The sequence below is a fragment of the Roseateles sp. GW821-FHT09H10 genome, from assembly GCF_059415865.1.
Map to the genome: position 1 here is coordinate 636892 of NZ_JBWKOB010000002.1, position 22581 is coordinate 659472.

The 22581-nt window shown below is 69.3% G+C and carries 20 protein-coding genes; 5 read left to right on the plus strand and 15 right to left on the minus strand.

Annotated features, from left to right (window positions below; genetic code table 11):
• Positions 1-163 precede the first annotated feature (163 nt).
• Positions 164-1546 carry a TIGR03790 family protein gene (locus AC07OY_RS10885; RefSeq protein ID WP_495042589.1) on the minus strand — a complete coding sequence of 461 codons (1383 nt, stop codon included), beginning with the start codon at positions 1544-1546 and terminating at the stop codon, positions 164-166.
• Positions 1547-1998: 452 nt separating this feature from the next.
• On the opposite strand from AC07OY_RS10885, the gene AC07OY_RS10890 reads away from it, so the two are divergent.
• The 3 genes from AC07OY_RS10890 (at position 1999) to AC07OY_RS10900 (ending at position 4463) form a co-directional block, all read left to right on the plus strand.
• Complete coding sequence (locus AC07OY_RS10890) at positions 1999-2760, plus strand: sulfite exporter TauE/SafE family protein (RefSeq protein ID WP_495042590.1); 762 nt, start codon at positions 1999-2001, stop codon at positions 2758-2760.
• 37 nt (positions 2761-2797) lie between these two features.
• Entirely contained in the window at positions 2798-3616 is an 819-nt protein-coding gene (locus tag AC07OY_RS10895; protein WP_495042591.1) for an HDOD domain-containing protein, read from the plus strand.
• 67 nt (positions 3617-3683) lie between these two features.
• A complete protein-coding gene (locus tag AC07OY_RS10900) occupies positions 3684-4463 on the plus strand; it encodes a substrate-binding periplasmic protein (protein WP_495042592.1) in 780 nt (259 codons plus the stop codon).
• On the opposite strand, the gene AC07OY_RS10905 is transcribed toward AC07OY_RS10900, so the two are convergent.
• Positions 4464-5456, minus strand: coding sequence for a GGDEF domain-containing protein (locus tag AC07OY_RS10905; RefSeq protein WP_495042593.1), 993 nt, complete (start codon positions 5454-5456; stop codon positions 4464-4466). It abuts the gene before it with no gap.
• Between the two features lie 177 nt (positions 5457-5633).
• Entirely contained in the window at positions 5634-6524 is an 891-nt protein-coding gene (locus AC07OY_RS10910) for an amino acid ABC transporter substrate-binding protein (protein WP_495042594.1), read from the minus strand.
• 58 nt (positions 6525-6582) lie between these two features.
• Here AC07OY_RS10910 and AC07OY_RS10915 point away from each other — a divergent pair, with 58 nt between their 5' ends.
• Positions 6583-7272, plus strand: coding sequence for a hypothetical protein (locus tag AC07OY_RS10915; protein ID WP_495042595.1), 690 nt, complete (start codon positions 6583-6585; stop codon positions 7270-7272).
• On the opposite strand, the gene AC07OY_RS10920 is transcribed toward AC07OY_RS10915, so the two are convergent.
• The 5 genes from AC07OY_RS10920 to trhO all read right to left on the minus strand — a co-directional run bounded on the left by AC07OY_RS10920 (position 7244) and on the right by trhO (position 12362).
• Positions 7244-8344 carry a GGDEF domain-containing protein gene (locus AC07OY_RS10920; protein WP_495042596.1) on the minus strand — a complete coding sequence of 367 codons (1101 nt, stop codon included), beginning with the start codon at positions 8342-8344 and terminating at the stop codon, positions 7244-7246. The genes AC07OY_RS10915 and AC07OY_RS10920 overlap by 29 nt on opposite strands.
• Positions 8341-9249: a pseudouridine synthase gene (locus AC07OY_RS10925; RefSeq protein ID WP_495042597.1), complete on the minus strand. Its 909-nt coding sequence runs from the start codon at positions 9247-9249 to the stop codon at positions 8341-8343. The genes AC07OY_RS10920 and AC07OY_RS10925 overlap by 4 nt, the downstream gene beginning before the upstream one ends.
• Positions 9249-10154: a TIGR02285 family protein gene (locus AC07OY_RS10930; protein WP_495042598.1), complete on the minus strand. Its 906-nt coding sequence runs from the start codon at positions 10152-10154 to the stop codon at positions 9249-9251. Before AC07OY_RS10930 ends, AC07OY_RS10925 begins: the two co-directional genes overlap by 1 nt.
• On the minus strand, positions 10154-11455 hold the full coding sequence (locus tag AC07OY_RS10935) for a UDP-N-acetylglucosamine 1-carboxyvinyltransferase (protein ID WP_495042599.1): 1302 nt from the start codon (positions 11453-11455) through the stop codon (positions 10154-10156). Before AC07OY_RS10935 ends, AC07OY_RS10930 begins: the two co-directional genes overlap by 1 nt.
• 106 nt (positions 11456-11561) lie before the next feature.
• Positions 11562-12362, minus strand: a complete 801-nt coding sequence (gene trhO / locus AC07OY_RS10940; protein ID WP_495042600.1) for an oxygen-dependent tRNA uridine(34) hydroxylase TrhO — start codon at positions 12360-12362, stop codon at positions 11562-11564.
• A gap of 35 nt (positions 12363-12397) precedes the next feature.
• On the opposite strand from trhO, the gene asd reads away from it, so the two are divergent.
• Positions 12398-13231 (plus strand): archaetidylserine decarboxylase, encoded by an 834-nt coding sequence (asd, locus tag AC07OY_RS10945; RefSeq protein WP_495042601.1) that lies wholly within the window; start codon positions 12398-12400, stop codon positions 13229-13231.
• On the opposite strand, the gene AC07OY_RS10950 is transcribed toward asd, so the two are convergent.
• From AC07OY_RS10950 to AC07OY_RS10980, 7 genes are all read right to left on the minus strand, one after another.
• On the minus strand, positions 13199-15481 hold the full coding sequence (locus AC07OY_RS10950) for a putative bifunctional diguanylate cyclase/phosphodiesterase (protein WP_495042602.1): 2283 nt from the start codon (positions 15479-15481) through the stop codon (positions 13199-13201). The genes asd and AC07OY_RS10950 overlap by 33 nt on opposite strands.
• A gap of 125 nt (positions 15482-15606) precedes the next feature.
• The gene (locus AC07OY_RS10955) at positions 15607-16992 is read right to left on the minus strand and encodes a glycoside hydrolase family 30 protein (protein WP_495042603.1); all 1386 of its coding nucleotides are present in this window, start codon (positions 16990-16992) and stop codon (positions 15607-15609) included.
• Entirely contained in the window at positions 16989-18503 is a 1515-nt protein-coding gene (locus AC07OY_RS10960) for a tryptophan halogenase family protein (RefSeq protein ID WP_495042604.1), read from the minus strand. Before AC07OY_RS10960 ends, AC07OY_RS10955 begins: the two co-directional genes overlap by 4 nt.
• A complete protein-coding gene (locus AC07OY_RS10965; RefSeq protein WP_495042605.1) occupies positions 18503-19558 on the minus strand; it encodes an ABC transporter ATP-binding protein in 1056 nt (351 codons plus the stop codon). Before AC07OY_RS10965 ends, AC07OY_RS10960 begins: the two co-directional genes overlap by 1 nt.
• A complete protein-coding gene (locus AC07OY_RS10970; protein WP_495042606.1) occupies positions 19555-20421 on the minus strand; it encodes a carbohydrate ABC transporter permease in 867 nt (288 codons plus the stop codon). The genes AC07OY_RS10965 and AC07OY_RS10970 overlap by 4 nt, the downstream gene beginning before the upstream one ends.
• On the minus strand, positions 20421-21296 hold the full coding sequence (locus tag AC07OY_RS10975; RefSeq protein WP_495042607.1) for a carbohydrate ABC transporter permease: 876 nt from the start codon (positions 21294-21296) through the stop codon (positions 20421-20423). The genes AC07OY_RS10970 and AC07OY_RS10975 overlap by 1 nt, the downstream gene beginning before the upstream one ends.
• Positions 21296-22534, minus strand: coding sequence for an ABC transporter substrate-binding protein (locus AC07OY_RS10980; RefSeq protein WP_495042608.1), 1239 nt, complete (start codon positions 22532-22534; stop codon positions 21296-21298). Before AC07OY_RS10980 ends, AC07OY_RS10975 begins: the two co-directional genes overlap by 1 nt.
• Between the last annotated feature and the right edge of the window lie 47 nt (positions 22535-22581).

A 22581-nucleotide genomic window follows, 5' to 3' on the forward strand; every position in this document is an offset into this window, starting at 1 on the left:
CAGCGCCAGCCCACCTTGGGGCCCTGTCGCGATGGCGCTGAAAGACCAGCTGCCTCGCGGGGCGCGACGATAGACGCACCGACCCGCGAGTGTCCACGGCAGAAATCCCCTCCCCGGCCCGAACGCCCCCGCATTCGGGCGAGCGCGAGACCCGGTGCAAACCCTAGGAGGAGGCCGCCAGCGTGCAGCGGGTGGCCGTGCTGTCGGGGCAGGGCCCGACCCAGCGGATGTGGGTCGCGGCCGCCGGCGGCAGGGGCGCGCGGCCGTCCAGCGCCTGGCCGCGCACGCCGGCGAACTCGGCCAGCGAGGTCCAGGCCCCCGTGGCGCCGATGCGGTACTCGAGGGTGTAGCGGGTGCCGGGCCGCAGGCTGCGGCTCTTGATCTGGTACTCGCCGCCGACGATGGCGAAGCTGTTGCTGTCCGGGAAGGGCCGCGCCAGCGGCTCGCCGACGAACAGGCCCTGCCCCGGCCATTGCACGGCCTTCCAGTAGGCCTCGATGGCCGTCGCGCCGCGCCAGTACTGGTCGATGAGGACGGAGGCGCGCGAGAACTTCTGCTGCAGATTACAGGGCTCCTCGACGGTGCCGTAGCTGGCCGTGGCGCCCGCATCCAGCCAGGCGGTGATGGGCATCTGGCCGGCACCCGAGGGCAGCAGGCCGCCGCTGGACGTCAGCGTGTCGGCCAGGGCGCCGGGGCGGAACTGCAGCGTCGACAGGTTGGCGACGCTGCTCAGGCCGGTCAGGTAGAAGAGCACGCCGTTCTTGCCGGACAGCGAATTGGCGCTGGCCGGGCCGGCGCTGTTGTCCACATAGTTCAGCGCCAGCGCCCCGCTCCAGGCCGCCGGCAGACCGTTGAAGTCATTCCAGCGCACGCTGCGCTCTTCATCGGTCGTGCGCACCAGCCAGCCCTCGCCGGCCGGGCGGCTGGCGTCGGCCGCGACACCCCGGGCGATCAGGGCCTGGGCGGCGCTCAGCGTGCGCGCGCCCAGCAGCATCGACGGACGCACGCGCAGCTCCGTCTGGGGCCGGCGCGTCTCGTTGTCGTAGAGCGGCGAGGCGGCGGTGCTGGCGCAGGCGTCGACCGTGGGGGTGGGATTGCAATAGCGGGTGTCGAAGCCCAGGGCCATGGCGCTGGTGATGCCCATGTTGCAGGCCCCCCGGACCCGGCTGGGCGCGGCCCAGGTCAGCAGCGTGGCCTGGACGCCGGCCGGCAATCGGGCGTCGATGTCGGATTTCAGCAACGTGAAGTCGGCGGCGGAGATCGCGTCCTGGCCCGTGTTGACCCGGACCCGGATCAGGTTGGCGGCCGGCACCCCGCGCGCCGCGACATAGGCCGCGCCGACGGCCTCGCTGAGGGCGTCGCCCTCGGCGACGATGACGGCCAGGTCGGCCGCCGCCAGGCCATTGCCGGGCAAGGTCAGCGTCAAGGTCTGCCCCATGCCGCCGCCCCCGTCTCCACCGCCCCCGGTGCTGCCCCCTCCGCCGCCGCCACAGGCGCTCAGCAGGGTCAGCAACAGCGGCAGCAGCAGGCGCAGGGCAGGGCTCATGGGGACATTCTTGCAGCCCTGGCGGTTGGCGGGGAATGCACAGTTTTGGTGCCGGCTCGCACCTTTCGCGGCCAACCAACCCGGGCTAACCCCAGTGCCATGCACCGTCGCGGGGCAATACATTTTCGCCACTCGACGCGGTTCCGGGCTTTGTCCAGGGCCGCCGGGCGGGTTGTGAGGAGACAAATCAAGCGCCAAGCGCACAAGGTTGCTTCGTAACCCCGAAGACAATCCCACCGGCCACCAAGGCACCCCTTGGTGGCCGTTTTCTTTATGCCCCTCGCCCGGTCTGCCATGCTGGACGCGGGCAGCCCAGTCGGTCCCCCGAGGGGACGGCGATTGACCGGGCATCGAGCCCGGTCAACATCGCCAGAGCGGGCCGGCCAGGGAGCGGCCCGGCGCTCGGCCCGCCTCAAGACACGACGGCCATGTCGCTCTGTTGAAATCCATACATGCTCGAACTCGCTACCGTCGCCCTCGCTTCCCTGCTCGCCGGCTTCATCGACGCGGTCGCGGGCGGTGGCGGGCTGGTGCTGGTGCCGGCACTGTTCAGCACCTTCCCGAACGCCTCGCCGGCCACGCTGATGGGCACGAACAAGGGCGCGGCCATCTGGGGCACGGGATGGGCCACGCTGCAGTACGTGAAGCGCGTGGACCTGCCGTGGAAGCGCTTGATGCCGGCCGCCGTGGTGACCGGCATCGGCAGCTTTGCCGGTGCCTGGGTGCTGACGCTCGTCAGCCCGGACTATCTGCGCAAGGCCTTGCCGCTGATCCTGCTGGCCGTGCTGGTCTACACCCTGGCCAAGAAGGACCTGGGGCGAGAGCACAAGCCGCGCTTCACCGGCCGCACCGAAACCCTCGTGGCCTGCGGCATCGCGCTCGCCGTCGGCTTCTACGACGGCTTCTTCGGCCCGGGCACGGGCAGCTTCTTCGTCTTCCTGTTCGTGCGCCTGCTGGGCTACGACTTCCTGCACGCGTCGGCCACGGCCAAGCTGATGAACCTGCTGACGAACGCGTTCGCGATCGCCTTCTTCGTCAGCAAGGGCCATATCTGGTGGCATGTGGCCGCCGTGATGGCGGTGACCAATGTCGCCGGGAGCCTGCTGGGCACCCGTCTGGCCCTCAAGCACGGCGCCGGCTTCGTGCGCGGCGTCTTTGTCATCGTGGTCGGCGCCCTCATCCTCAAAACAGCCTGGGACGCCTTCTTCCGCTGATCTACGATCGGGCATTCCCCAGAAGAACCCACTCACCATGCCCGTCGATCCTCAACTGCGCAATCTGGACATCGAGATCCCGACCCAGCCCGAGGTCCTGGTCAAGCTCTCGCTGCTGATGGCAGCCGAGGACATCGACCTGCAGGCCATGTCCTCCCTGGTCGAGACCGACATGGCCCTGGCCGCCGCCGTCATGAAGGCGGTCAACTCCTCGCTGTACGGCCTGCGCGGCCGCGTGCAGACCGTGCACCAGGCCCTGACCTACCTGGGCATGCGCGAGGTGGCGGCCATCACCTTCGAGATGGGCCTGCGCGCCGCCTTCCCGGCCGCCGCCGAGCTGGAGTCGGTGTGGACGCGCGCCTCGCAGCGCGGCCTGCTGATGGGCCGCATGGGCCAGATGCTGGGCGTGGACCCCTGGGCCGCCCACTCGGCCGGCCTGTTCGAGGAATGCGGCAAGGCGGTGCTCTACCGCCATGCGCCCACCCACTACCCGGCCATGCTGCGCGCCGCGACGCGCGACGCCGAGCTCATCGAACTGGAAAAGACCGCCTTCGGCGTCAGCCATGACGCCCTCGGCGCCGCCCTGTGCGAAAGCTGGGGCCTGGCGCCGGCGGCGGTCGCCAGCGTGCGCTACCACGTCGAGATCCAGGCCTCGCTGACGATGCCGGAAAGCCTGGCCCGCCGCAGCGTCGCCGCCATCTCGACGGTGGCCTGGGCCTTGCTGAACCACCCCGACCAGCTCGACGACATCGCCAGCCAGATCGCCCCGCAGGCGCAGCTGGACGAGACCCTGGTGCTGCGTGCCGCGCGCCGCGTCAACGAGCAGCTGCTGGCTGCCCAGGAACACGGGCGCTGAAGCCGCTTCCCGGCGAGCCGCCGGGCCCTTAGCATCGACGCATCAGCCAGAACAACGAGGAGGCTGCATGCGGAACGCTCGGATGCTGTGCGCGGCAGCCTGTGTCGTGACGGCCGGCGGCCTCGCGGCCCAGCCCCTCCCCGCGGCGTCGGATGCCGCCCAGCCGGTGCAGTGGTTGAGCGAGCCCTTCCCGCCCTTCAGCTTCGTCGGCCCCAGCGGCCCGGCGGGCGTGGCGGTGGACCTGATGAAGGCCGCCCAGGCCCAGGCCAACCTGCCTGAGGTGACACCCCTCTTCATGCCCTGGCCCCGTGTGCTGCAGGCGCTGGCCGCTCCGGCCCCCGCCTGCGTGACTGCCATGACGCGCACGGCAGCGCGCGAGAAGCAGTACCAATGGACAGGCCCCTTCCTGCCCGCCGACCACGCCGTGGCGCGCAAGAATTCGGCGCCGCCCTGGCCGGTGGGCGACAAGCCGCTCGCCGGGCTGGACGTGGTGGTCGTGCGTGGCGACGTGGCCGAGGAAACGGCCCGCAGCCTGGGAGCCGACGAGGCGCGCATCCACCGCGTCGCCGACCCCACCATCGCGGCGCGCATGATGCTCGCCGGCCGGGTGGACGGCTGGGTCTATGGCGAAGCCGTCATGCGCTGGACGCTGGCGAGCCTGGAGATCCCGCCGGAGAGCTACCGCTTCGATGGCCGGATCAAGGGCGGCGACAACTACTTCGCCTGCAACAGCGCCGTCGGCGCCGACTACCTGAAGCGCCTGCAGCAGGGGCTGGACGCGGCCAAGAAACCCAGGAACGGCGTCAGCGAGTACGACCGCATCCTGTCGCGCTATCTGCGCAAGTGATCAGGCCGCCAGGCTGAGCCGGTCGCGGCCGGCGTGCTTGGCGATATACAGGGCCTCGTCGGCCGCCTGCAACAGGGCCTGGGCGCTCAGGTAGGGATGCGCCGGGCTGGCCGCCGCCAGGCCCACGCTCAGCGTCAGGCTGCCCTGGCCATCGGGCAGGCGCAGCGCCCTCAGCTCGTCGCGCAAGGACTCCAGCACGCCCTGGGCCTCGGCCATGCCGAAGCCGGGCAGCAGGGCCACGAACTCCTCGCCGCCGAGGCGGGCGACGATGTCGGTGTCGCGCTTGAAGCGATCGCTCAGCAGGGCGGCGACGCGCTGCAAGGCCGCGTCGCCCACGGCATTGCCATGGGTCAGGTTGAACTGCTTGAACTGGTCCAGGTCCAGCACGGCCACGGCCAGCAGGCCGCGCAGGCGCTGGGCCCGCTTGAACTCGCGGCGCAGGGCCTCGTCGAAGGCACGCTGGTTGGCAATGCCCGTCAGCGCGTCGACACGCGCCAGGCTGGCCAGCTCGCGCTGGTTGGCTTCCAGGGCCGCATGGGCTTCCTGGAGCAGATGGCGCTGCTGGGTCAGCTCGCGCCTGAGCTCGCGGGCATCCTGGTCCTGCTGCCACAGCGAACCGCGCGCGCGCCGCATGGCGTGGCCGATGCGGTCCAGCTCGGCGGTCAGGCGGGGCGTCGGCACGACGGGATCGGGCGTCAGCGGCACGGGCGCCGATTCCATGGCCTCGCAGCCGGCGGCCAGCTGGCGCAGGGGGCGCAGCAGCAAGGCCTCGATGAGCAGCAACTGGGCGGCGCTGAGCAGGACCACCAGCCAGGCGGCGCGGGCCAGGCCCTCGCCCGGCGCCTCAAAGCTGCCCAGGCTCCATTCGAAGACCAGCACGATGAGGGCCGTCAGCAGCGGCACCCCCAGGCTCAGCCGCAACCGCAGCGACCCCAGACGCCGCGGGCTGACGCTGAGGCGGTCCAGGGTTTCGGCGGGGGAATCGGTACTCATGGGTCGGCGCTGACGGCACACAAATTGTCACGGCCGCATCCCGGAGCGCCGCTCGGGGTTTGTCTGCAGGGAGTGCTGCATGCCAGCGTCACGCCGGCGACTCATGCCGCGTCGCTGGCAGGCGCCGGGGCCTTCGTCAGGCGTCGGCAAGCCGCAGGGCTTGTCCTCGGGCCGAACTCAGTAGGGGACCTGGTCCGACGGGTACTTCCAGAAGTCCTTGAGCAGATAGTTCATCGGCAGGTTCATCGCCGTGTTCTTGGGCGGGATGGGCTTCATGAACCAGCGCTCGTAGATCGCATGCGCCTCGTGGCTGGTGATGAGGCGCGCCATCTCCTCGTCGACGATGGCCTTGAGCTCGGGATCGTTCTTGGGCAGCACGATGGACAGGGGCTCGATGGTCAGGAATTTGCCGACCACGCGGAACTTGGCTGCATCGGGCCGCGCCGAGGCGAGGCCATAGAGCAGCACGTCATCCATGACGAAGCCGTCGGCCTGGCCCGCGGCCAGCATCTCCATGGCCTTGGCATGGTCAGGCGCCTCGATGATGTTGATGTGCAGGGCGCGCTCGTTGTTGGCCTGGGTGATGGACTTCAGCGGTGTGGTGCCCTTGGTGGACACCATGGTCTTGCCGTCGAACTGGGCCAGCTCGTTGATGCCGCTGTCGGCCCTGACGAGGTAGCGCGCACCGGTGATGTAGTGAGGCACGGTGAAGGCGACCTTCTCGCGCCTTTCGGCGTTGTTGGTCGTCGAGCCGCATTCCATGTCGGCCTTGCCGTCGACCACCATCTGGATGCGGTTGGCCGGCGTCACCAGCAGGAACTGCGGGTTCAGCGCATTCATCTTCAGCTTCTTGCGCACCGCCTCGGCGACCTTCAGGCACAGGTCCACCGCGTAGCCGACGGGCCGGCCGTCGGGCAGCAGATAGCTGAAGGGCACCGACGATTCGCGGTGGGCCAGCACGATGCGGCCGCTGGACTGGATGCGCTGGAGCGCCGGGCCGGCTTCGGCGGTGGCGGCAGGGCCGAGACCAAGGGCAGCAGCGAGGAGGAGCGGCGACAGGGTTTTCATGGCCGGGCCATTGTGATGCAGCCCCTAGAGTCCGCGCATGCGAAGTTGCTGTTGGCTCATGCTTGCAACGCTGGCCAGCCCGGCGGCGGCCGACCCAGGCTACTACGTCGTCACCCCCTATGACCAGGCCGGCCGCCTCGGCGCCGAGCTGCGCTACTGGACCGTCAAGGCGCCCGACGACAAGGCGGTGCTGTGGCCCGAGCTGGGCCTGAGCTGGGGCGTCAACACGCGCTGGACGACGCGGCTGCTGGCCAGCTGGGAGGGCGAGACCCTGGGTGGCGCCCGGCTGGAGACCTGGAACTGGATCAACGACATCCTGCTGACCCAGGGCGAGAAGCCCTATGACCTGGCCCTGCACACCCAGTTGGTGCACAACCGCGAGGATGGCAGCCACGCGTTCGAGCTGGGCCCGGCCTGGCAGACCGACCTCGGCCGGCTCAAGCTCAACGCTGGTGCGTTCTGGGAATACGACAGCAGCCGGCGCGAGACGCGGCTCAAGCTGCAATGGCGGGGCGTCTACCGCCTGGCGCCGGGCTGGCGGGCCGGCGTGCAGGGCTTCAGCGAGGTCGGCCAGTGGAACGACTGGGCGCCCCAGGCCCGCCAATCGCACCGTGCCGGGCCGGTCCTGCTGGCCACGCTGTGGGACGAAGGCCGCGACACCGTGACGCTGAACGCAGCCTTCCTGTTCGGCAAGACCTACGGCCGCCGAGGCGACATGTTCACGATGCAACTCCAATGGCTGCGCTAGGGTCCTCGGAGGCCACCGTGCGATTGCGCCCGGCGCCCTTGGCTTCGTAGAGCGCACGGTCGGCGGCGGACAGCAGGTCGGCAAAGCTCGTCGCACTGGTGCTGAGCATGGCCAGGCCGGCCGACAGCGTCGCGCTGACCGTGCCGCCCTCGGGCGTCACGAAGGGCGCCTCCTGCACCATCAGGCGGATGCGCTCCGCCACCTCGCGGGCGCCGGCCAGGTCGGTGCGCGGCAGCAGCACGACGAATTCCTCGCCGCCATAGCGGGCGGCCAGGTCGCCGGTGCGCAGGGAACGCAGGATCAGCCCGCCGACCTGGCGCAGCACCTCGTCACCCACCGGGTGGCCGTGGCGGTCGTTGATGGCCTTGAAGTGGTCGATGTCCAGGAACAGGCAGGCCAGCGGGTAGCGGTGGCGCACGGCCTGGCTGAACTCGATGAGGCTGCGGTGGTCGAAGTAGCGGCGGTTGTGCACGCCAGTGAGGCCGTCCGTCATGCCGGCGCGGCGCAGGCGCTCGCGGTTGAGCATGCTCTCGATGGCGATGGCCGCGATGGCCGACAGCCGGTCGAGGAACTTGGTGCCCGAGGCGGCGTCGTAGCGCTCGGGGTCGCGCGCGCCCAGGTGCAGGCTGCCGATCAGCAGGCCCTGGCGGATCAGCGGCAGCAGGGCGGCCGAGCGCACGCCGGCCTCGGGCGCGAAGGCCTTGGCCAGCAGGGCCTCGTCGGGCCCGGGACTGATGAGGCGGGTCGTGCGCGCGGCGCCGAACAGATCCTTCAGCGGGCCATGGCTGTCCAGCAGCCGGGGCGCCTTGATCATGGGCAGGGCCGGCAGGGCGCGGCGCAACTCCTCGTCGGGGTCGAGCAGCCAGAGCTCGGCGGCGTCCAGGCCGAAGTCGTCGCGGCAGTCGACGAGCAGCAGGTTGACCAGTTCCTCCATGGAACTGACGGCGATGAGGCGGCGCTCCAGCGCGTCGAAGCGGTCCAGCTTGCGCTCATTGGCCTTGGCGGCGTCGAGCAGGGACTGCAGCTGGCGGCGCAGTTCCTGGACCTGGGCTTGAGGGTTGGGCGCGTTCATGGCGCCGCGATTGTCAGGGCGTCGCGGCTGAAGCTGCGTTGCTGGCCCGTGACGGGATCCATGAAAGCGATCGCACGCGCAACCAATTGCAGCGGCGCGTCCACGCGCGGCGGGTTCTCGTGGGGCTGCAGCACCGGGTAGATGCGGTCGCCCACCAGGGGCAGGCCCAGGGCATTCATCTGGGCGCGCAGCTGGTGGCGCAGGCCCGTCTTGGGCCTCAGCTCGTAGCGCGCCAACCCGTCCGACAGCATCTCGACGAGGTTGATCCAGGTTTCGGCGTTCGGTTCACCGTCGACGACCTGCATCTGCATGAAGTTGTCGCCGGGCGGCTCGGCCAGGCGGTGCCTCACGACGCGCGGCCAGGGGCCGGCACCCACCGGCGCAATGGCTTCGTAGACCTTGTCGACGACGCGCTCGCGGAACAGGTGGTGATAGGCGCCACGCTCCTCGCGCCGGATATTGAAGACGACCAGGCCGGCCGTCTCGCGGTCCAGCCGGTGCACGGGGTTGAGGTCGACCAGGCCGGTGGCCTGGCGCAGCCGCGCCATCAGCGTCTGGCGGGCATAGAGGCCACTGGGCGTGACGGGCAGGAAATGGGGCTTGTCGGCGACGAGCAGATGTTCGTCCTGGAAGACGATGCGCTCGCGGAACGGGATGTCGGGCTCAACGTCGAGGTGGCGCCAGTAGTAGAGGCGGCGATTGCCGAGATAGGGCGCATCGGGCACCGGCCGGCCGTCGTCGTCCACCACGTCGCCACGTCGCACGCGCTCGAGCCAGTCGTCCACGCGAGGCAGGCGCTCTATGAGGAAGGCCGTCGTCGTCGCCCAGGGGCCCGGCGGGCAGAACACGGCGCTGGCCGCGACGCCCTCGCGCAGCGGCAGCGCGGGCTTGGGCGGCCGACTCACTATTCGATGCGCGGCCCGCCGCGGGCGCGCTCGTCCATGTAGGCGTTCAGCCGCTTCATGTCCTGGGGGCTGGCGCGGTCACCGCGCCATTCGCGCACCCAAGCGTCGCGGTTGGGCTCGCGGGCCAGGGCGCGCACGGCCGCGTCGATGGCCTCGATATGGTGCCGGCCCTGGGGCGTGCGGGTGCAGGAGACGGTAGCCAGCGGCGTGCTCAGGCCCTCGGCCACGGGCAGGGCGATGAGGGCCTCCGGATCGCCGACACGCTTCAGATAGTCCTGTACGACGGCCGGGTACTCCAGCGTGTAGTCCATGCGGCCGGCCCGCAGCATGTCCAGCAGCTGGCTGCTGAGCTGGGCGCCGACGGCCAGGCGGGGCACGGGCTGCTGCTCGAGCTGCTTGTCGATATGCGTGCCGAAGGCGCGGTCGCGCGCCAGCAACAGGCGCAGCTCGGGGCGCTTCAGCAGCTCGGCCAGCACCAGGCGGCCCTCCGCCGGCCGGCCCTGGTTCACCTTGTCCATGGCATCGCGCCTGACGATGACGTGGATCTCGCGCGAGATCAGCGGCGGGTACAGATGCGAGAAATAGAGCCACTCCGAGCGTGCCGGCGTGCGCACATGCATGGTGGAGCACAGCGTCTGGCCGCGGCGGCTCTCGGTTTCATAGCGGGCCGTGCTGGCCTCGACGAACTCGTGCCGGTAGCTGGGCATGCGCGTCAGCAGCACGCGCATGAAGCCGTCCACCTCGCCATGGCCCAGCTCCGCCACGGAGCGCGGCGGCCGGCCCTGCACGAAGCTGAAATGAGGCGGCACGTCCTGGGCCACCCAGCGAATGGTTTCAGCGGGCGGCGGTGCCGCCTGGGCGGCCGAAGCCGCCAGGCATGCGGCTGCGAACAGCCCGCGCAACATCAATCCCCTTCAACCCATTCAATTCGGGCGCCGAGCTCGCAGATGTGCTCGACGAAATTGGGATGGGCGCGGCGGATGGGCGTCGCGTTCCGGATCACGCTCTTGCCCGGGATGCTGGCCGCCACCATCAGCAGCGCGATGGCGACGCGGATGATGTAGGGGCTCTCGACCTCGGTCGGGCTCAGCGGCTTGCCGCCGAAGGTGATCATGCGGTGCGGGTCGCTGAGGAAGGCATGGGCGCCGAACTTGGCCAGCTCCGACGTCCAGCCCATGGCGCCGTCATAGATCTTGTTCCAGAACATCACGCTGCCCTCGGCCTTGACGCCCAGGGCGACGAAGATGGGCAGCAGGTCCACCGGCACATAGGGCCAGGGCGCGGCCTCGACCTTTTGCAGGATGTTGCGGGTGAAGGGCTCCTTGACCTTGAGCGGGCCGTTGGTGACGCAGCGGCTCCAGCCGTCTTCATGGACGATCTGCACGCCGAACTTGGCGAAGGTGCGGTCCAGCAGCGGGAACATCTCCGGCGCGCCGTTCTTGACCTGCACATTGCCGCCGGTGATGGCGCCCAGGGCCAGGAACGTGACGATCTCGTGGAAGTCCTCGGTGAAGGTGTAGTCGGCGCCACCGAGCTCCTTGACACCGCTGATCTTCAGCTTGGAGGTGCCGTGGCCTTCGATCCTGGCGCCCAGCAGGGACATGAAGTTGCAGAACTCCTGCACATGGGGCTCGCTGGCGGCATTGGTCAGCGTGGACACGCCATCGGCCAGGGCCGCGCACAGCACGAAGTTCTCGGTCGTCGTGACCGAGGCGTAGTCGGTCCAGTGGGCGTTGGCGGTGAGGGGCCGGTTGACGCGCAGCACCAGGCCGTCGGGCAGGCGCTCGACGTCGGCGCCGAAGCGCTGGAACACCTCGACGTGGGGGTCGATCTCGCGCGCACCCAGGGTGCAGCCCTTGACGTCGTCCTCGATGCGGGCGGCGCCGAAGCGGGCCATCAGGCCGGGCACCAGCATGATGGAGGAGCGCATCTCCTCGGGCAGGCGGTCGGTGGCCGGATCGAAATGGGTGTCGCGGTGGTGGACGTCGAGGATGCCGGTCTTGAAGTCCAGCTCGACCTGGGAGCCCAGCTTGCGGAAGACCTCGACGATCTTCTTCACGTCGGTGATCTCGGGCACGCCGCGCAGGCGCACCGGCTGCCTGGTCAGCAGCGTCGCGCACAGGATGGGCAGGACGGCGTTCTTGTTGGCCGAGGGGGTGATGCGGCCCGAGAGGGGCGTGCCGCCGTGGACGATCAGGTGAGACATCGAATGACAGTTTGCGGTGCGCGCAAGCGGCGCGCGGGGGGATTGTCTGCGTTTGTGGCGCGGCGCATCGGCCGCGGCCCGGAAGCTTTGTTCCGAGCTGTGGGAATCAATCCTCCGCCGCCGGGTCCAGGCGACGGGCCCGCGCCAACCGCCAGGCATCGGCCGGGTCGGTGAAGACCTCTTCTGCCGTGGTGCCGGTTTCCCGTGCCGCGGCATCGATGGCGATGCGCTTGTCGAAGACATAGCACTCGCCCTGCCAGTGGGCCGAATCCTGCGGAAACGTTTCGAGATAGTTCAGGATGCCGCCGTCGAGCTGGGCCACCTGGAGGCCCTGGGCCTGCATCCAGGCCGCCGTCTTCTCGCAGCGGATGCCGCCGGTGCAGTACATCGCGACCGTCCTGCCCTGCCATTCGTCGCGATGCGCCTCGACATAGGCCGGGAAATCGCGGAAATGGGCCACGCCGGGGTCGATGGCACCGCGGAAACGCCCGAGCTTGAACTCGAAGCTGTTGCGGTTGTCCAGCACCACGGTGGCCGGGTCGTCCAGCAGGGCGCGGAACTGCTGCGGGCTGACATGGGTGTCGGTGGCGTCGCCGCCGCTGACGCCGGGGATGCCGAAAGCGACGATCTCGCGCTTGACCGAGACCTTGAGGCGGCTGAAGGGCCGGCGCTCGCAGGCGTTGTGCTTGAAGTGCAGGCCGGCGAGGCCGGGCTGCAGCTGCAGTTCGGCCTCGAAGGCCTGCACGGCCTCCGCCTCGCCGGCGATGGCGGCGCTGATGCCCTCTTGCGCCAGCAACACGACACCGCCCAGGGCCAGTTCCGCGCCTCGTGCGCGCAATTGCTCGGCGAAGCCGGTGGGGTCCGGCATCGGGGTAAAACGGTAGAAGGAGCTGTGGACCAGGGGCATGGCGCCGAATTGTCGGCTCGTACACTGCTTCAGCTATGTCCCGCCTCAAAGTCCTTCCTCAATACCTGATGCCCAAAGGCGCGATGACCCGGTTGGCCGGGCGCATCGCGAGCAAGCCGCGCGGCGGCATGACGACATCGACCATCCGCCGTTTCGTCGCACGCTACGGCGTCAACATGGCCGAGGCGGCCGAACCCAACATCACGGCCTACGCGACCTTCAACGACTTCTTCACCCGCGCGCTGAAGCCCGGCGCCCGCCCTCTCGCCGAGGCGCCGCTGATCTGCCCCGTGGATGGCGCCATCAGCCAGGTGGGCCGCATCCAGGGCGACCAGGTCTACCAGGCCAAGGGCCAGGCCTTCTCGACGACGGCCCTGGTCGGTGGCGACGCCGAACTGGCCGCGCGCTTCCAGGACGGCCTGTTCGCCAACCTCTACCTCAGCCCCAAGGACTACCACCGCATCCACATGCCGGCCGATGGCCGCCTGGTGCGCATGGTGCATGTGCCGGGCGCGCTGTTCTCGGTGAACCCGACGACGGCGCGCGGCGTGCCGGGGCTGTTCGCGCGCAATGAGCGCGTGGTCTGCGTGTTCGACAGCGACACGCTGGGCCGCTGGGTGCTGGTCCTCGTCGGCGCCACCATCGTGGGCAGCATGGCCACCGTCTGGCATGGCGGCATCAGTCGCAAGGGCCCGGTGCGTGAGTGGGACTACACCCCCGGCCAGGTCACGCTGGCCCAGGGCGACGAGATGGGCCGCTTCCTGCTCGGCTCCACCGTCGTCATGCTGTTCGAGAAGAGCGGCCTGCAGTTCAACCCGGCGTGGCAGCCAGGCGGCTCAATCCGGATGGGCGAGCTCATGGCCCGATGAAGGCTCGCTGAGGAGCTTCGCGGCTGCATCAGGCAGCACAGGCCTGGACAGCAGCCAGCCCTGCAGATGCGTGCAGCCCAGGCGCTCGACCTCGGCGGCCTGCACCTCGGTCTCCACCCCTTCCGCGACGATGGCCAGGCCCAGGGCCTCGGCCAGCACGCAGGCCGCGCGCACGACGGCGCCGGCCGACGGCTCGGGCAAGGGGTCGATCATGCTGCGGTCGAGCTTGAGCGTCGTGATGGGCAGGCGGCGCAGCAGCGTCAGCGAGCTCTGGCCGGTGCCGAAGTCGTCGAAAGCCACGCCGACGCCGGCCTCGCGCAGCCGCGCCAACTGGGGCAGCACGCGGTCCATATGCGTCATCGCGGCCGTCTCGGTGATCTCGACCTCGATCAGCGACGGGTCCACGCCATGGGCGCGCACCAGGTCCAGCACCCAGTCGGCAAAGCCGGTGTCCTCGAACTGCAGCGGCGACACATTGACCGCCACCGGCAGCACGGCCAGGCCCTGCTGCTTCCAGGCGCGCAGCTGCTGGGCGGCCTGGCGCAGGATCAGCGCACCCAGGGGCACGATCTGGCCGGTGCGCTCGGCCGCCGGGATGAAGTCCGCCGGGCTGACGCGGCCGCGGCCCGGCCGCTGCCAGCGCACCAGGGCCTCGAAACCCGCCAGGCGGCGGTTGCCGGCATCGAACTTGGGCTGGTAGTCGAGCTGGAACTCCTCGCGCTCGATGGCCGACGCCAGGGCCTGCTCGATCTCCAGCAGGCCGCCGGCCGCCGCCGCCATGCCGGGCCGGAACACCACGACGGCCGCGCCGGCATGCTGCTTGGCCTGGTGCATGGCGATGTCGGCCGCGCGCAGCAGGGCCGCGCCGTCCTGGCCGTGGGCCGGGAAGCGTGCAATGCCGACCGACAGATGCACATAGAGGGCGCGATGGGCGACGGCCAGGGGCAGGTTCATCTGCGCCAGCAGGCGCTGGCCAGCCAGCAGGGCGGCCGCGTCGTCGGCGATGCCGGGCTGCAGCAGCAGGAACTGGTCTTCGCCCAGGCGGGCCAGCAGGGCGTCGGGCGGCAGGGCCTCGCGCAGACGGGCTGCGATGGCCTGCAGCAGGGCGTCGCCGGTCTCATGGCCCAGGCTTTCGTTGACGAGCTGGAAGCGGTCCAGGTCGGCCGACAGCAGTGCGAAGCCGGGGCCGCCGGGCGCGGTCAACTCGGCCAGGCGGTCCAGGGCGGCGTGGCGGTTGGGCAGGTCGGTCAGCTCGTCGTGCAGGGCCTGGCGGCGCAGGGCCTCGATGGCGCGCTGCCTCTCGGTGTCGTCCAGCATCAGCGCCAGCATGGCGGGCTCGCCCTCCCATTCGATATAGCTGGAGCTGCCGCGCAGATAGAGGGGGCTGCCGTCGCGGCGGTAGCGTTGGCCTTCCCAGTTGAGATGACCCGCGCGCTGCTGGATGAGCTGGGCATAGCGGGCCCGCGAGGCCTCGAGCTCGCCGGGCGCAATCAGCAGCTCCAGCGGCAGCACGCCCTCCACGCGATCGAAGCCGAACATCTCCAGCGCCGCCGGGTTGGCATAGACAACGCGGCCGTCGCGCAGCACGGCCAGGCCCTGCATGGACTGCTCGTAGAGCTGGCGCAGCCTGGCGTTGACCTGCTGGGTCTCGTGATGGGCGCGGCGCACCGACAGCAGGATGAGGGCCATGGCCAGCACCGCCTGCACATAGGTGCCGAGGATGTGGGTGATGGACGAGCGGGCCAGCGGGTCCAGCAGCGGGCCGCTGAGATGCACCAGGCCCGAGGCGGCAAAGCAGGCGGCGACAAAGCGCTCGCCCGCCGCCCCGTCACGCCACAGCCAGGCCGCCGCCAGCCAGGCACCGGCGGTCAGGATCAGGGCCGCGGCCACGACGGCGTAGCGCTGCTGCACCAGGGCCAGCGCCAGGATGGTGCCCAGCAAGGCCATGAAGAGCGGCGCGTTCAGCCGCCAGCGCCAGGGCCGGCCGCGGTAGCGCGCGGCGCCGGCCAGCTGCAGGGCCAGCGACGCGATGATGGCGCTGGTCGCCACGGTCGCCTGGAGCTTGTAGTGCAGGGACAGCGAGTCCGGCGGCACCAGGGCGACGCCCAGCGTCAGGCCCGCGGCCAGCAGCACATGGCTCCAGCCCCAGTCGCTGATGTGGGGATGGCCGGGCTCCAGCCGGGCCAGCACCAGCAGCGCCACGCCAAGCAGGGCGATCAAGCTGGTGCTGATCAGCAGGGAACCCGTCATCGGCCCATCCTAGCGAGGAAGGGCCCGGCGGCGTGGATCGGGCCACGCTTCAAGTCGTTAGAACTCGGGACGGAGTTCACAAGCCGCCGGCCCCGGGCCGACGGCTTGCCGACAGCTTGATTCCCTCACCAGGTGAAGGTCACGACACCGCTGGCCGGCAATTCGTAGGCAAAGGCCTGGCCACCCGAGCGCACCGTGAAGCGGCGCGCCTCGGCGGCGGAGTTGCAGACGATGAGGACGCTGCTGCCGTCGGGGTTGGTGAAGGCGACGTGATCGAGGCCCTTGGCTCCACCCTCGGAGTCCACGCGCCGCGCGCCCTGGTGCACGAAGCGGCTGGCATGGCCGAAGGCGTAGTACTCGATGTTGCGCGTGACCTTGCCGTCCTTGGGGTCGATGGTGACGACGCCGCGGCAGTCCTTGCAGCCGCCCAGGTGCGGGCCGTACTTGGGGTCCAGGGCCAGGTTCCACATCAGCACGCCCCGTGCGCCGTGGCGGGTGCTGCCGATGATGAGGTTGCGCGTGATCCAAGGCAGGGTCTCGTTCCACTGCGGCTTCCATTCGCCGCCCGAGCATTCGGTGAACCAGACGTCCAGCTCGGGGAACTGCCGGGCCACCTGGGACTGGGCCGACACATCGCCCGCATAGCAATGCCAGGCCACGCCCGAGACATATTTGCGAGCGGTCTCGTCGGACAGCATGGACAGCGGGCTCCAGGGCTCATCCCAGTTGTGGTCCCACTCCAGGATCTGCGTCTTCATGCCCCTGGCCTTGAGCAGCGGGCCGAGATGCTGGCCGACGACGGCGGCGCGCGCACGCGGCGTCATGCGCATGCCGGGGTAGTCCGGCGGCTCGAAGTGGGGCTCGTTCTGCAGCGTCAGGGCAAAGATGGGGATGCCCTCGGCCTTCATCTCGTCGACATAGCGCACCATGTACTTCGCGAAGGCGGCGTAATGCTCAGGCAGCAGCTGGCCCTGCACCAGGCTGTCGGTCGTCTTCATCCAGCCCGGCGCGCTCCAGGGCGAGGCCATCACCTGCAGCCTGGGGTTGAGCGCCAGCGCCTGCTTGGTTGCCGGGATGACGTCCTCGCGCTCAGGCGCCAGCGAGAAGTGCTTCAGCTCCGGGTCGGTCTGGCCCGGCGGCATGTCGTTGAGGCTGTAGTGGCGGCGCGAGAAGTCGGAAGCGCCGATGGTCAGGCGCGTCAGCTCGAAACCGACGCCACCGTTTTCCCTCGTGAACAGCTCGCGCATCAGCGCGTCGCGCTGGGGCTGGCTCATGCCGTGGCGGATCAGCCAGGCCGAGCCCTCTGTGATGGCAGCGCCGAAACCGGCGATGCGCTGGTGCTGGCGCTGGGGATCGACGCGGATGACGTCGCCCGCCTTGGCCGAGGCCTTGTCGACGGCGCTCGGCGCGAGCAGCTGCTGCTGGTCGGTCGTGGTCAGGAAAGCCCGTACAGGTGCTGCGTTAGCAATGCCGGCGAGCGCAGCCGTCAGCGTCAAAAGCAGTGTCTTCATGTCTCGTGTGGTGATGAGTGCCGCTGGTTCACGGCGTTGATGTCGGCGAGGAAATCGGCGTGCGCGGGCATCACGTCCACGCAGCGGCGAACGACGCGGTGGACGTCGTCGACGAATTGCTGGGCTTGTTCAACAGGACGCACGCCGGCGAGCGGGTGGTGGCCGCGCGGCATCAGGCCCTGCCCGATCAGCACCTGCAGCCAGCTCGGCTCGGAGAACAGCTCCTGGCCGTGGCGGAACAGCCGGCCATGGCTGGCGAAGAGGTCCATGCGGGCCTGCAGCGACTCGGGCACGGCCATGGCGCGGCAATGGCGCCAGAACGGCGAATCGTCGCGGCGCGTCAGCTTGTAGTGCAGGATGATGAAGTCGCGCACCGACGCCATCTCGGCGGCCGTCTGGCGGTTGTACTCGGCGATGTCGGCCGCGGCCAGGCCGTCGCTCGGGAAGAGCTCGATCAAGCGCAGCACGGCGCTCTGGATCAGGTGCAGGCTGGTGGATTCCAGCGGCTCCAGGAAGCCGCTGGCGAGGCCGATGGCGACGCAGTTGCCGACCCAGGCCTGCTGGCGTCGGCCGGTGCGGAACTTGATGAGACGGGGCTCGGCGAGAGGCTCGCAGTCCAGATTGCGCATCAGCGTGTCGCGCGCCATGCCCTCGTCGGTGAAGGCGCTGGCAAAGACATGGCCATTGCCCACGCGGTGCTGCAGCGGAATGCGCCATTGCCAGCCGGCGTCATGCGCCGTCGCCCGCGTGTAGGGCAGCAGCGGGCCACGCGAGGCCGTCGGCACGGCCCAGGCGCGGTCGCAGGGCAGCCAGTTGGACCAGTCCTCGAAGGCGACGCCCAGCGTCTTGCCGATCAGCAGCGCATGCAGTCCGGAGCAGTCGAGGAAGAAGTCGCCTTCGACCTTGCGATCACCGCTCAGATGCAGGGCGCGGATGGCGCCACCCTCGCAATCGACGCGATCGATGCGGCCCTCGATGCGCTGCACGCCAAGCTTCTCGGCATGGCGGCGCAGCAGCGCCGCATAGCGCGAGGCATCGAAGTGGAAGGCGTAGGCAATCTCGGCCAGCGGCGACCCGGCCATATCGGGCCGCGGCCGCATGAAACGGCCGGCCAGCGCGGCCTGGTTGGCAATGGAAAACTCCGCCAGCGGCAGCTGCGCTCCGAGGCGCAGCCAGTGCTGGTGAAAAGGCAGCTCATCCAGCGGCCGGCCGATGTCGCCGAAGGCGTGCATATAGCGCTCGCCCACTGCGCCCCAGTTGACGAACTCGATGCCGAGCTTGAAGGTCCCGCCGGTCTCGCGCAGGAACTCGTCTTCATCCAGGCCGATGCGCGCATTGAAGCCGCGGATGGGCGGGATGGTGGCCTCGCCGACGCCGACGATGCCGATCTCGTCGGACTCGATCAGCGTGATCTGCCAAGGCCCGGGGCCCAGCCGCGCCGCCAGCGCCGCCGCGCTCATCCAGCCGGCGCTGCCGCCGCCCACGATGACGATGCGGCGCAGCGCTTCCATCAAGCGATGCGCTGCTCGCTGCCGGCGTCGAAGACGTTCAGGGCCGTCTCTTCGATGTCAAAGGCCAGTTCCTCGCCGGCCGTGACGCGGCGGCCATCGTGCACGACGACGGAGAAGCCCTGGGCGCCCAGCTTCATCCAGACCACCTGGTGGTTGCCCATGGGCTCGACCAGCTCGACCGTGGCACGCCAGCGGCCATCGGACTGCAGGCGCACATGCTCGGGACGGATGCCGAGCACGAGCTTCTGGCCCGCCTTCACACGGCCTTCGGCCAGCTGCAGCGGCAGTACGCCCTGCAGCGAGCGGCCGTCGGCGCCGACCGTGGCCGGCACGAAGTTGATGGCTGGCGCGCCGAGGAAGCCGGCGACGAAGAGATTGGCCGGCGTCTCGTAGACCTCGGCCGGCGTGCCGATCTGCTGGATGACGCCGCTCTTCATGACGACGATGCGCGAGGCCAGGGTCATGGCCTCGACCTGGTCGTGCGTCACATAGATCATGGTGTTGCCCAGGTTCTGGTGCAGCAGCTTGAGTTCGCGGCGCAGCTCGGCGCGCAGCTTGGCGTCGAGGTTGGACAGCGGTTCGTCGAACAGGAAGACGCCAGCCTCGCGCACGAGGGCGCGGCCGATGGCGACGCGCTGGCGCTGGCCGCCCGAGAGCTGGGCCGGCTTGCGGCTCAGCAGCGGGGTCAGCTGCAGCATCTCGGCCGCGCGCGTCACGCGCTTCTCGATCTCGGCCTTGGGCACGCCGGCCACGCGCGGGCCGAAGGACATGTTGCGCTCCACCGTCATGGTCGGGTACAGCGCATAGCTCTGGAAGACCATGCCGATGCCGCGCTCCGACGGCTCGGCATCCGTCATGTCGCTGCCGCCGATGTGGATGCTGCCGCCACTGACGTCGATGAGGCCGGCGATGCTGTGCAGCAGCGTCGACTTGCCGCAGCCCGAGGGGCCGAGCAGCACGAGGAACTCGCCTTCATGGACCTTGAGGTCCAGGCCCTTGATGACTTCGTTGGTGCCGAACTTGATGCTCAAGGCTTGGATGTTGACGCCACTCATTTGACGGCTCCCGCTGCAATGCCGCGGACGAACCAGCGGCCGGAAATCAGATAGACCAACAGGGGCACGGCAGACGTCAGGATCGTCGCGGCCATGTTGAGGTTGTAGAGGCGCTCGCCCGTCGTCGTGTTGATGACGTTGTTGAGCTGTACCGTCATCGGCTGGTTCTCGCGGCCGGCGAAGGTCAGGCCCAGGATGTAGTCGTTCCACACGCCGGTGATCTGCATGATGGCCGCGACGATGAGCATGGGCGTGGACATCGGCAGCACCAGCTGGATGAAGATGCGCCAGAAGCCGCCGCCATCCACGCGTGCCGCCTTGAACAGCTCGGTCGGCAGGCTGGCGTAGTAGTTGCGGAACAGCAGCGTCATGATGGGCATGGCGAACACCAGGTGCACGGCGACGATGCCGGGCAGGCTGCTGTAGATGCCGATGGCCGCTTCCAGCTTGACGAGCGGATAGATCATCACCTGGATGGGGATGAAGGCGCCCATCATCAGGACGGCGAACAGCCACTCGCCGCCCTTGGGCTTCCACCAGGACAGCGCATAGCCGTTGATGGCGCCCAGCAGGATGGGCAGGATGACCGAGGGCACGGTGATGGCCACCGAGCTCCAGAAGCCGCCGCGTATGCCTTCGCAGCTGACGCCCGTGCAGGCCTCGCTCCAGGCGGCGCGCCAGGCGTCCAGCGACGGTGCCGACGGCAGCGCGAAGATCTGGCCGAGGCGGATCTCGTCCATGCTCTTGAACGAGGTCGTCAGCATCACGTACAGCGGCAGCAGGAAGAACACCGCCGCGAAGATCAGGAAGGCGTAGACGCCGGCCCGCGCCCACAGAGCCGTTGCTTTGTTGCGCTTGCTCATCAATGGCCTCCCTGCGTCTTCTGGCGGCTGCGCACATAGGCCAGCGGCGCAACCAAGGCCAGCACGGTCAGCAGCAGCATCACGGCGCCGGCCGAAGCCAGCGCGAGATTCGCGCGCCCGAACAGGTGGTCCATGATGAACTTGGCCGGCACATCGCTGGCCGTGCCGGGGCCGCCTTGCGTCATGGCGACGACGGTGTCGAAGACCTTGACGACGCTGACGGCCAGCAGCGTGAAGACGGTGGCCAGCGTGGGGCCCATCATGGGCAGCACGACGGACAGATAGACGCGCCAGGTCGGGATGCCGTCCAGCTTGGTGGCCTTCCAGATCTCCTCGTCGATGCCGCGCAGGCCGGCCAGCATCAGCGCCATCACCAGCCCTGCCCCTTGCCAGGTGCCGGCGATGACGACGGTGTAGATGACCATGTCCTGGTCGACGATCCAGTCGAAGGTGAAGTCCTTCCAGCCCAGCTGCTGCATCGCGTTCTGCAGGCCGCTGTCGGGGTTGAGCACCCATTGCCAGACCAGGCCGGTGGCGACGAAGGACATCGCATATGGGTAGAGGAATGCGGTGCGCAGCACGCCCTCGCCGCGCACCTTCTGGTCGATGAAGACGGCAAGCAGGAAGCCGATGACCATGGCCGCGACGATGTAGAGCACGCCATACACGGCGAGGTTGTGGATGGCGTGCTGCCAGCGGTCGTTCTCGAGCAGGCGCTCGAACTGCTGCAGGCCGACGAAGTCGCTGTTCGGGAAGGTGCGCGAGCTGGACACCGAGGTGCGCACGGTCCACAGGACCGTGCCGATGTAGCCCACGCAGACGATGAGGGCCAGGGGCAGCAGCGCGCCCCAGGCCGCGAGGGAGCGGCGCTTCATCAGTTCCTCAGCGCGGAGACGATGTCCTTCTGGACCTTCTCGACCGGGATGTTGCGGTTCCAGTAGGACGTCAGCACATCCTGCAGCGCGCCGTTCTGGTCGGGCGTGATGTAGATCTCGCCGTTGGCGAGATGGCGCGACTTGTCCTTCATCGCCGCCACGCCCATCTGGCCGCAGATGTCCATCTTGCTGACGTCGACGTCGGTGCGGATGGGGATGGAGCCCTTCTTGATGCTGAAGGCGACCTGGGTGGCGGGCTGGGTGATGACGCTGGCCAGCAGCTGCTGGGCCTTGATCTGGTCGGGCTTGTTCGTCTTGGGGAAGACCATCACGTCGCCCTGGATAATGTAGGGCGCCTTCTCGCCGAAGCCGGGCACGCAGCCGTAGTCCTTGCCGGCCTCCTGCTTGGCCTGGGCGAACTCGCCCTTGGCCCAGTCGCCCATGATCTGCACGCCGGCACGGCCGCTGATCAGCATGGCGGTGGCGTCGTTCCAGTTGCGGCCGGGCGAGCCCTTGTCGGTGTAGCTCTGCAGCTTCTTGAAGGCCAGCAGCACCTTCTTGAACTCCTCGCCCTGGATGGCCTTGGGATCGCGGTCGCGGAAGATCTTCAGGTAGAGGTCGCGGCCGCCGAAATGGGCCAGCGTGGCGGTGAAGACGATGCCGTCCTGCCAGGGCTGGCCGCCATGGGCCAGGGGCACGAGGCCGGCCGCCTTGAGCTTGTCCAGCGCGGCGAAGAGTTCGTCGAAGTTCCTGGGCTCCTCCGCGATGCCGGCCTTCTTGAAGGCGGCCTTGGAGAACCAGAACCAGCTCATGTTGTGGATGTTGACCGGCGCGGCGTAGTAATGGCCGTTGACGCGGATGGCCTGCAGCACGGCATCGGGCAGGAACTTGTCCCAGCCGTCGCGCTTGGCGACTTCGTCGACATTGTTCAGATAGCCCTGGTCGACGATGTCGCGGAACTGCTGGGTGGTGTTGAACTGCGCGGCCGTCGGCGGGTTGCCGCCGGCGATGCGGTTGATGGCGACGGAGCGGGCCTGCTCGCCCAGGGCGACGGCGGTATCCACCCACAGCCCACCCTGGGCTTTGTAGGCCTCGGCCAGGGTCTTGGCGGCGGCGGACTCGCCACCCGAGGTCCACCAGTGGATGACCTCGGCCTTCAGGGGCTGTTGGGCGATGGCGTTGGAACCGGTTGCAACCAGCAGCGCAACCGTGGCCAGGGCATGGCGGGGGAACTTCATCTTGTCTCCGGATCTTTGTGGGCAGCGAGCGCAGTTTGCCCCGGCGC

Excerpts from the sequence above, each read along its gene's own strand:
- AC07OY_RS10885 (WP_495042589.1), bottom strand. The coding sequence starts at position 1,546 with ATGAGCCCTGCCCTGCGCCTGCTGCTGCCGCTGTTGCTGACCCTGCTG.
- AC07OY_RS10890 (WP_495042590.1), top strand. The coding sequence starts at position 1,999 with ATGCTCGAACTCGCTACCGTCGCCCTCGCTTCCCTGCTCGCCGGCTTC.
- AC07OY_RS10895 (WP_495042591.1), top strand. The coding sequence starts at position 2,798 with ATGCCCGTCGATCCTCAACTGCGCAATCTGGACATCGAGATCCCGACC.
- AC07OY_RS10900 (WP_495042592.1), top strand. The coding sequence starts at position 3,684 with ATGCGGAACGCTCGGATGCTGTGCGCGGCAGCCTGTGTCGTGACGGCC.
- AC07OY_RS10905 (WP_495042593.1), bottom strand. The coding sequence starts at position 5,456 with ATGAGTACCGATTCCCCCGCCGAAACCCTGGACCGCCTCAGCGTCAGC.
- AC07OY_RS10910 (WP_495042594.1), bottom strand. The coding sequence starts at position 6,524 with ATGAAAACCCTGTCGCCGCTCCTCCTCGCTGCTGCCCTTGGTCTCGGC.
- AC07OY_RS10915 (WP_495042595.1), top strand. The coding sequence starts at position 6,583 with ATGCTTGCAACGCTGGCCAGCCCGGCGGCGGCCGACCCAGGCTACTAC.
- AC07OY_RS10920 (WP_495042596.1), bottom strand. The coding sequence starts at position 8,344 with ATGAACGCGCCCAACCCTCAAGCCCAGGTCCAGGAACTGCGCCGCCAG.
- AC07OY_RS10930 (WP_495042598.1), bottom strand. The coding sequence starts at position 10,154 with ATGTTGCGCGGGCTGTTCGCAGCCGCATGCCTGGCGGCTTCGGCCGCC.
- AC07OY_RS10935 (WP_495042599.1), bottom strand. The coding sequence starts at position 11,455 with ATGTCTCACCTGATCGTCCACGGCGGCACGCCCCTCTCGGGCCGCATC.
- trhO (WP_495042600.1), bottom strand. The coding sequence starts at position 12,362 with ATGCCCCTGGTCCACAGCTCCTTCTACCGTTTTACCCCGATGCCGGAC.
- asd (WP_495042601.1), top strand. The coding sequence starts at position 12,398 with ATGTCCCGCCTCAAAGTCCTTCCTCAATACCTGATGCCCAAAGGCGCG.
- AC07OY_RS10950 (WP_495042602.1), bottom strand. The coding sequence starts at position 15,481 with ATGACGGGTTCCCTGCTGATCAGCACCAGCTTGATCGCCCTGCTTGGC.
- AC07OY_RS10955 (WP_495042603.1), bottom strand. The coding sequence starts at position 16,992 with ATGAAGACACTGCTTTTGACGCTGACGGCTGCGCTCGCCGGCATTGCT.
- AC07OY_RS10960 (WP_495042604.1), bottom strand. The coding sequence starts at position 18,503 with ATGGAAGCGCTGCGCCGCATCGTCATCGTGGGCGGCGGCAGCGCCGGC.
- AC07OY_RS10965 (WP_495042605.1), bottom strand. The coding sequence starts at position 19,558 with ATGAGTGGCGTCAACATCCAAGCCTTGAGCATCAAGTTCGGCACCAAC.
- AC07OY_RS10970 (WP_495042606.1), bottom strand. The coding sequence starts at position 20,421 with ATGAGCAAGCGCAACAAAGCAACGGCTCTGTGGGCGCGGGCCGGCGTC.
- AC07OY_RS10975 (WP_495042607.1), bottom strand. The coding sequence starts at position 21,296 with ATGAAGCGCCGCTCCCTCGCGGCCTGGGGCGCGCTGCTGCCCCTGGCC.
- AC07OY_RS10980 (WP_495042608.1), bottom strand. The coding sequence starts at position 22,534 with ATGAAGTTCCCCCGCCATGCCCTGGCCACGGTTGCGCTGCTGGTTGCA.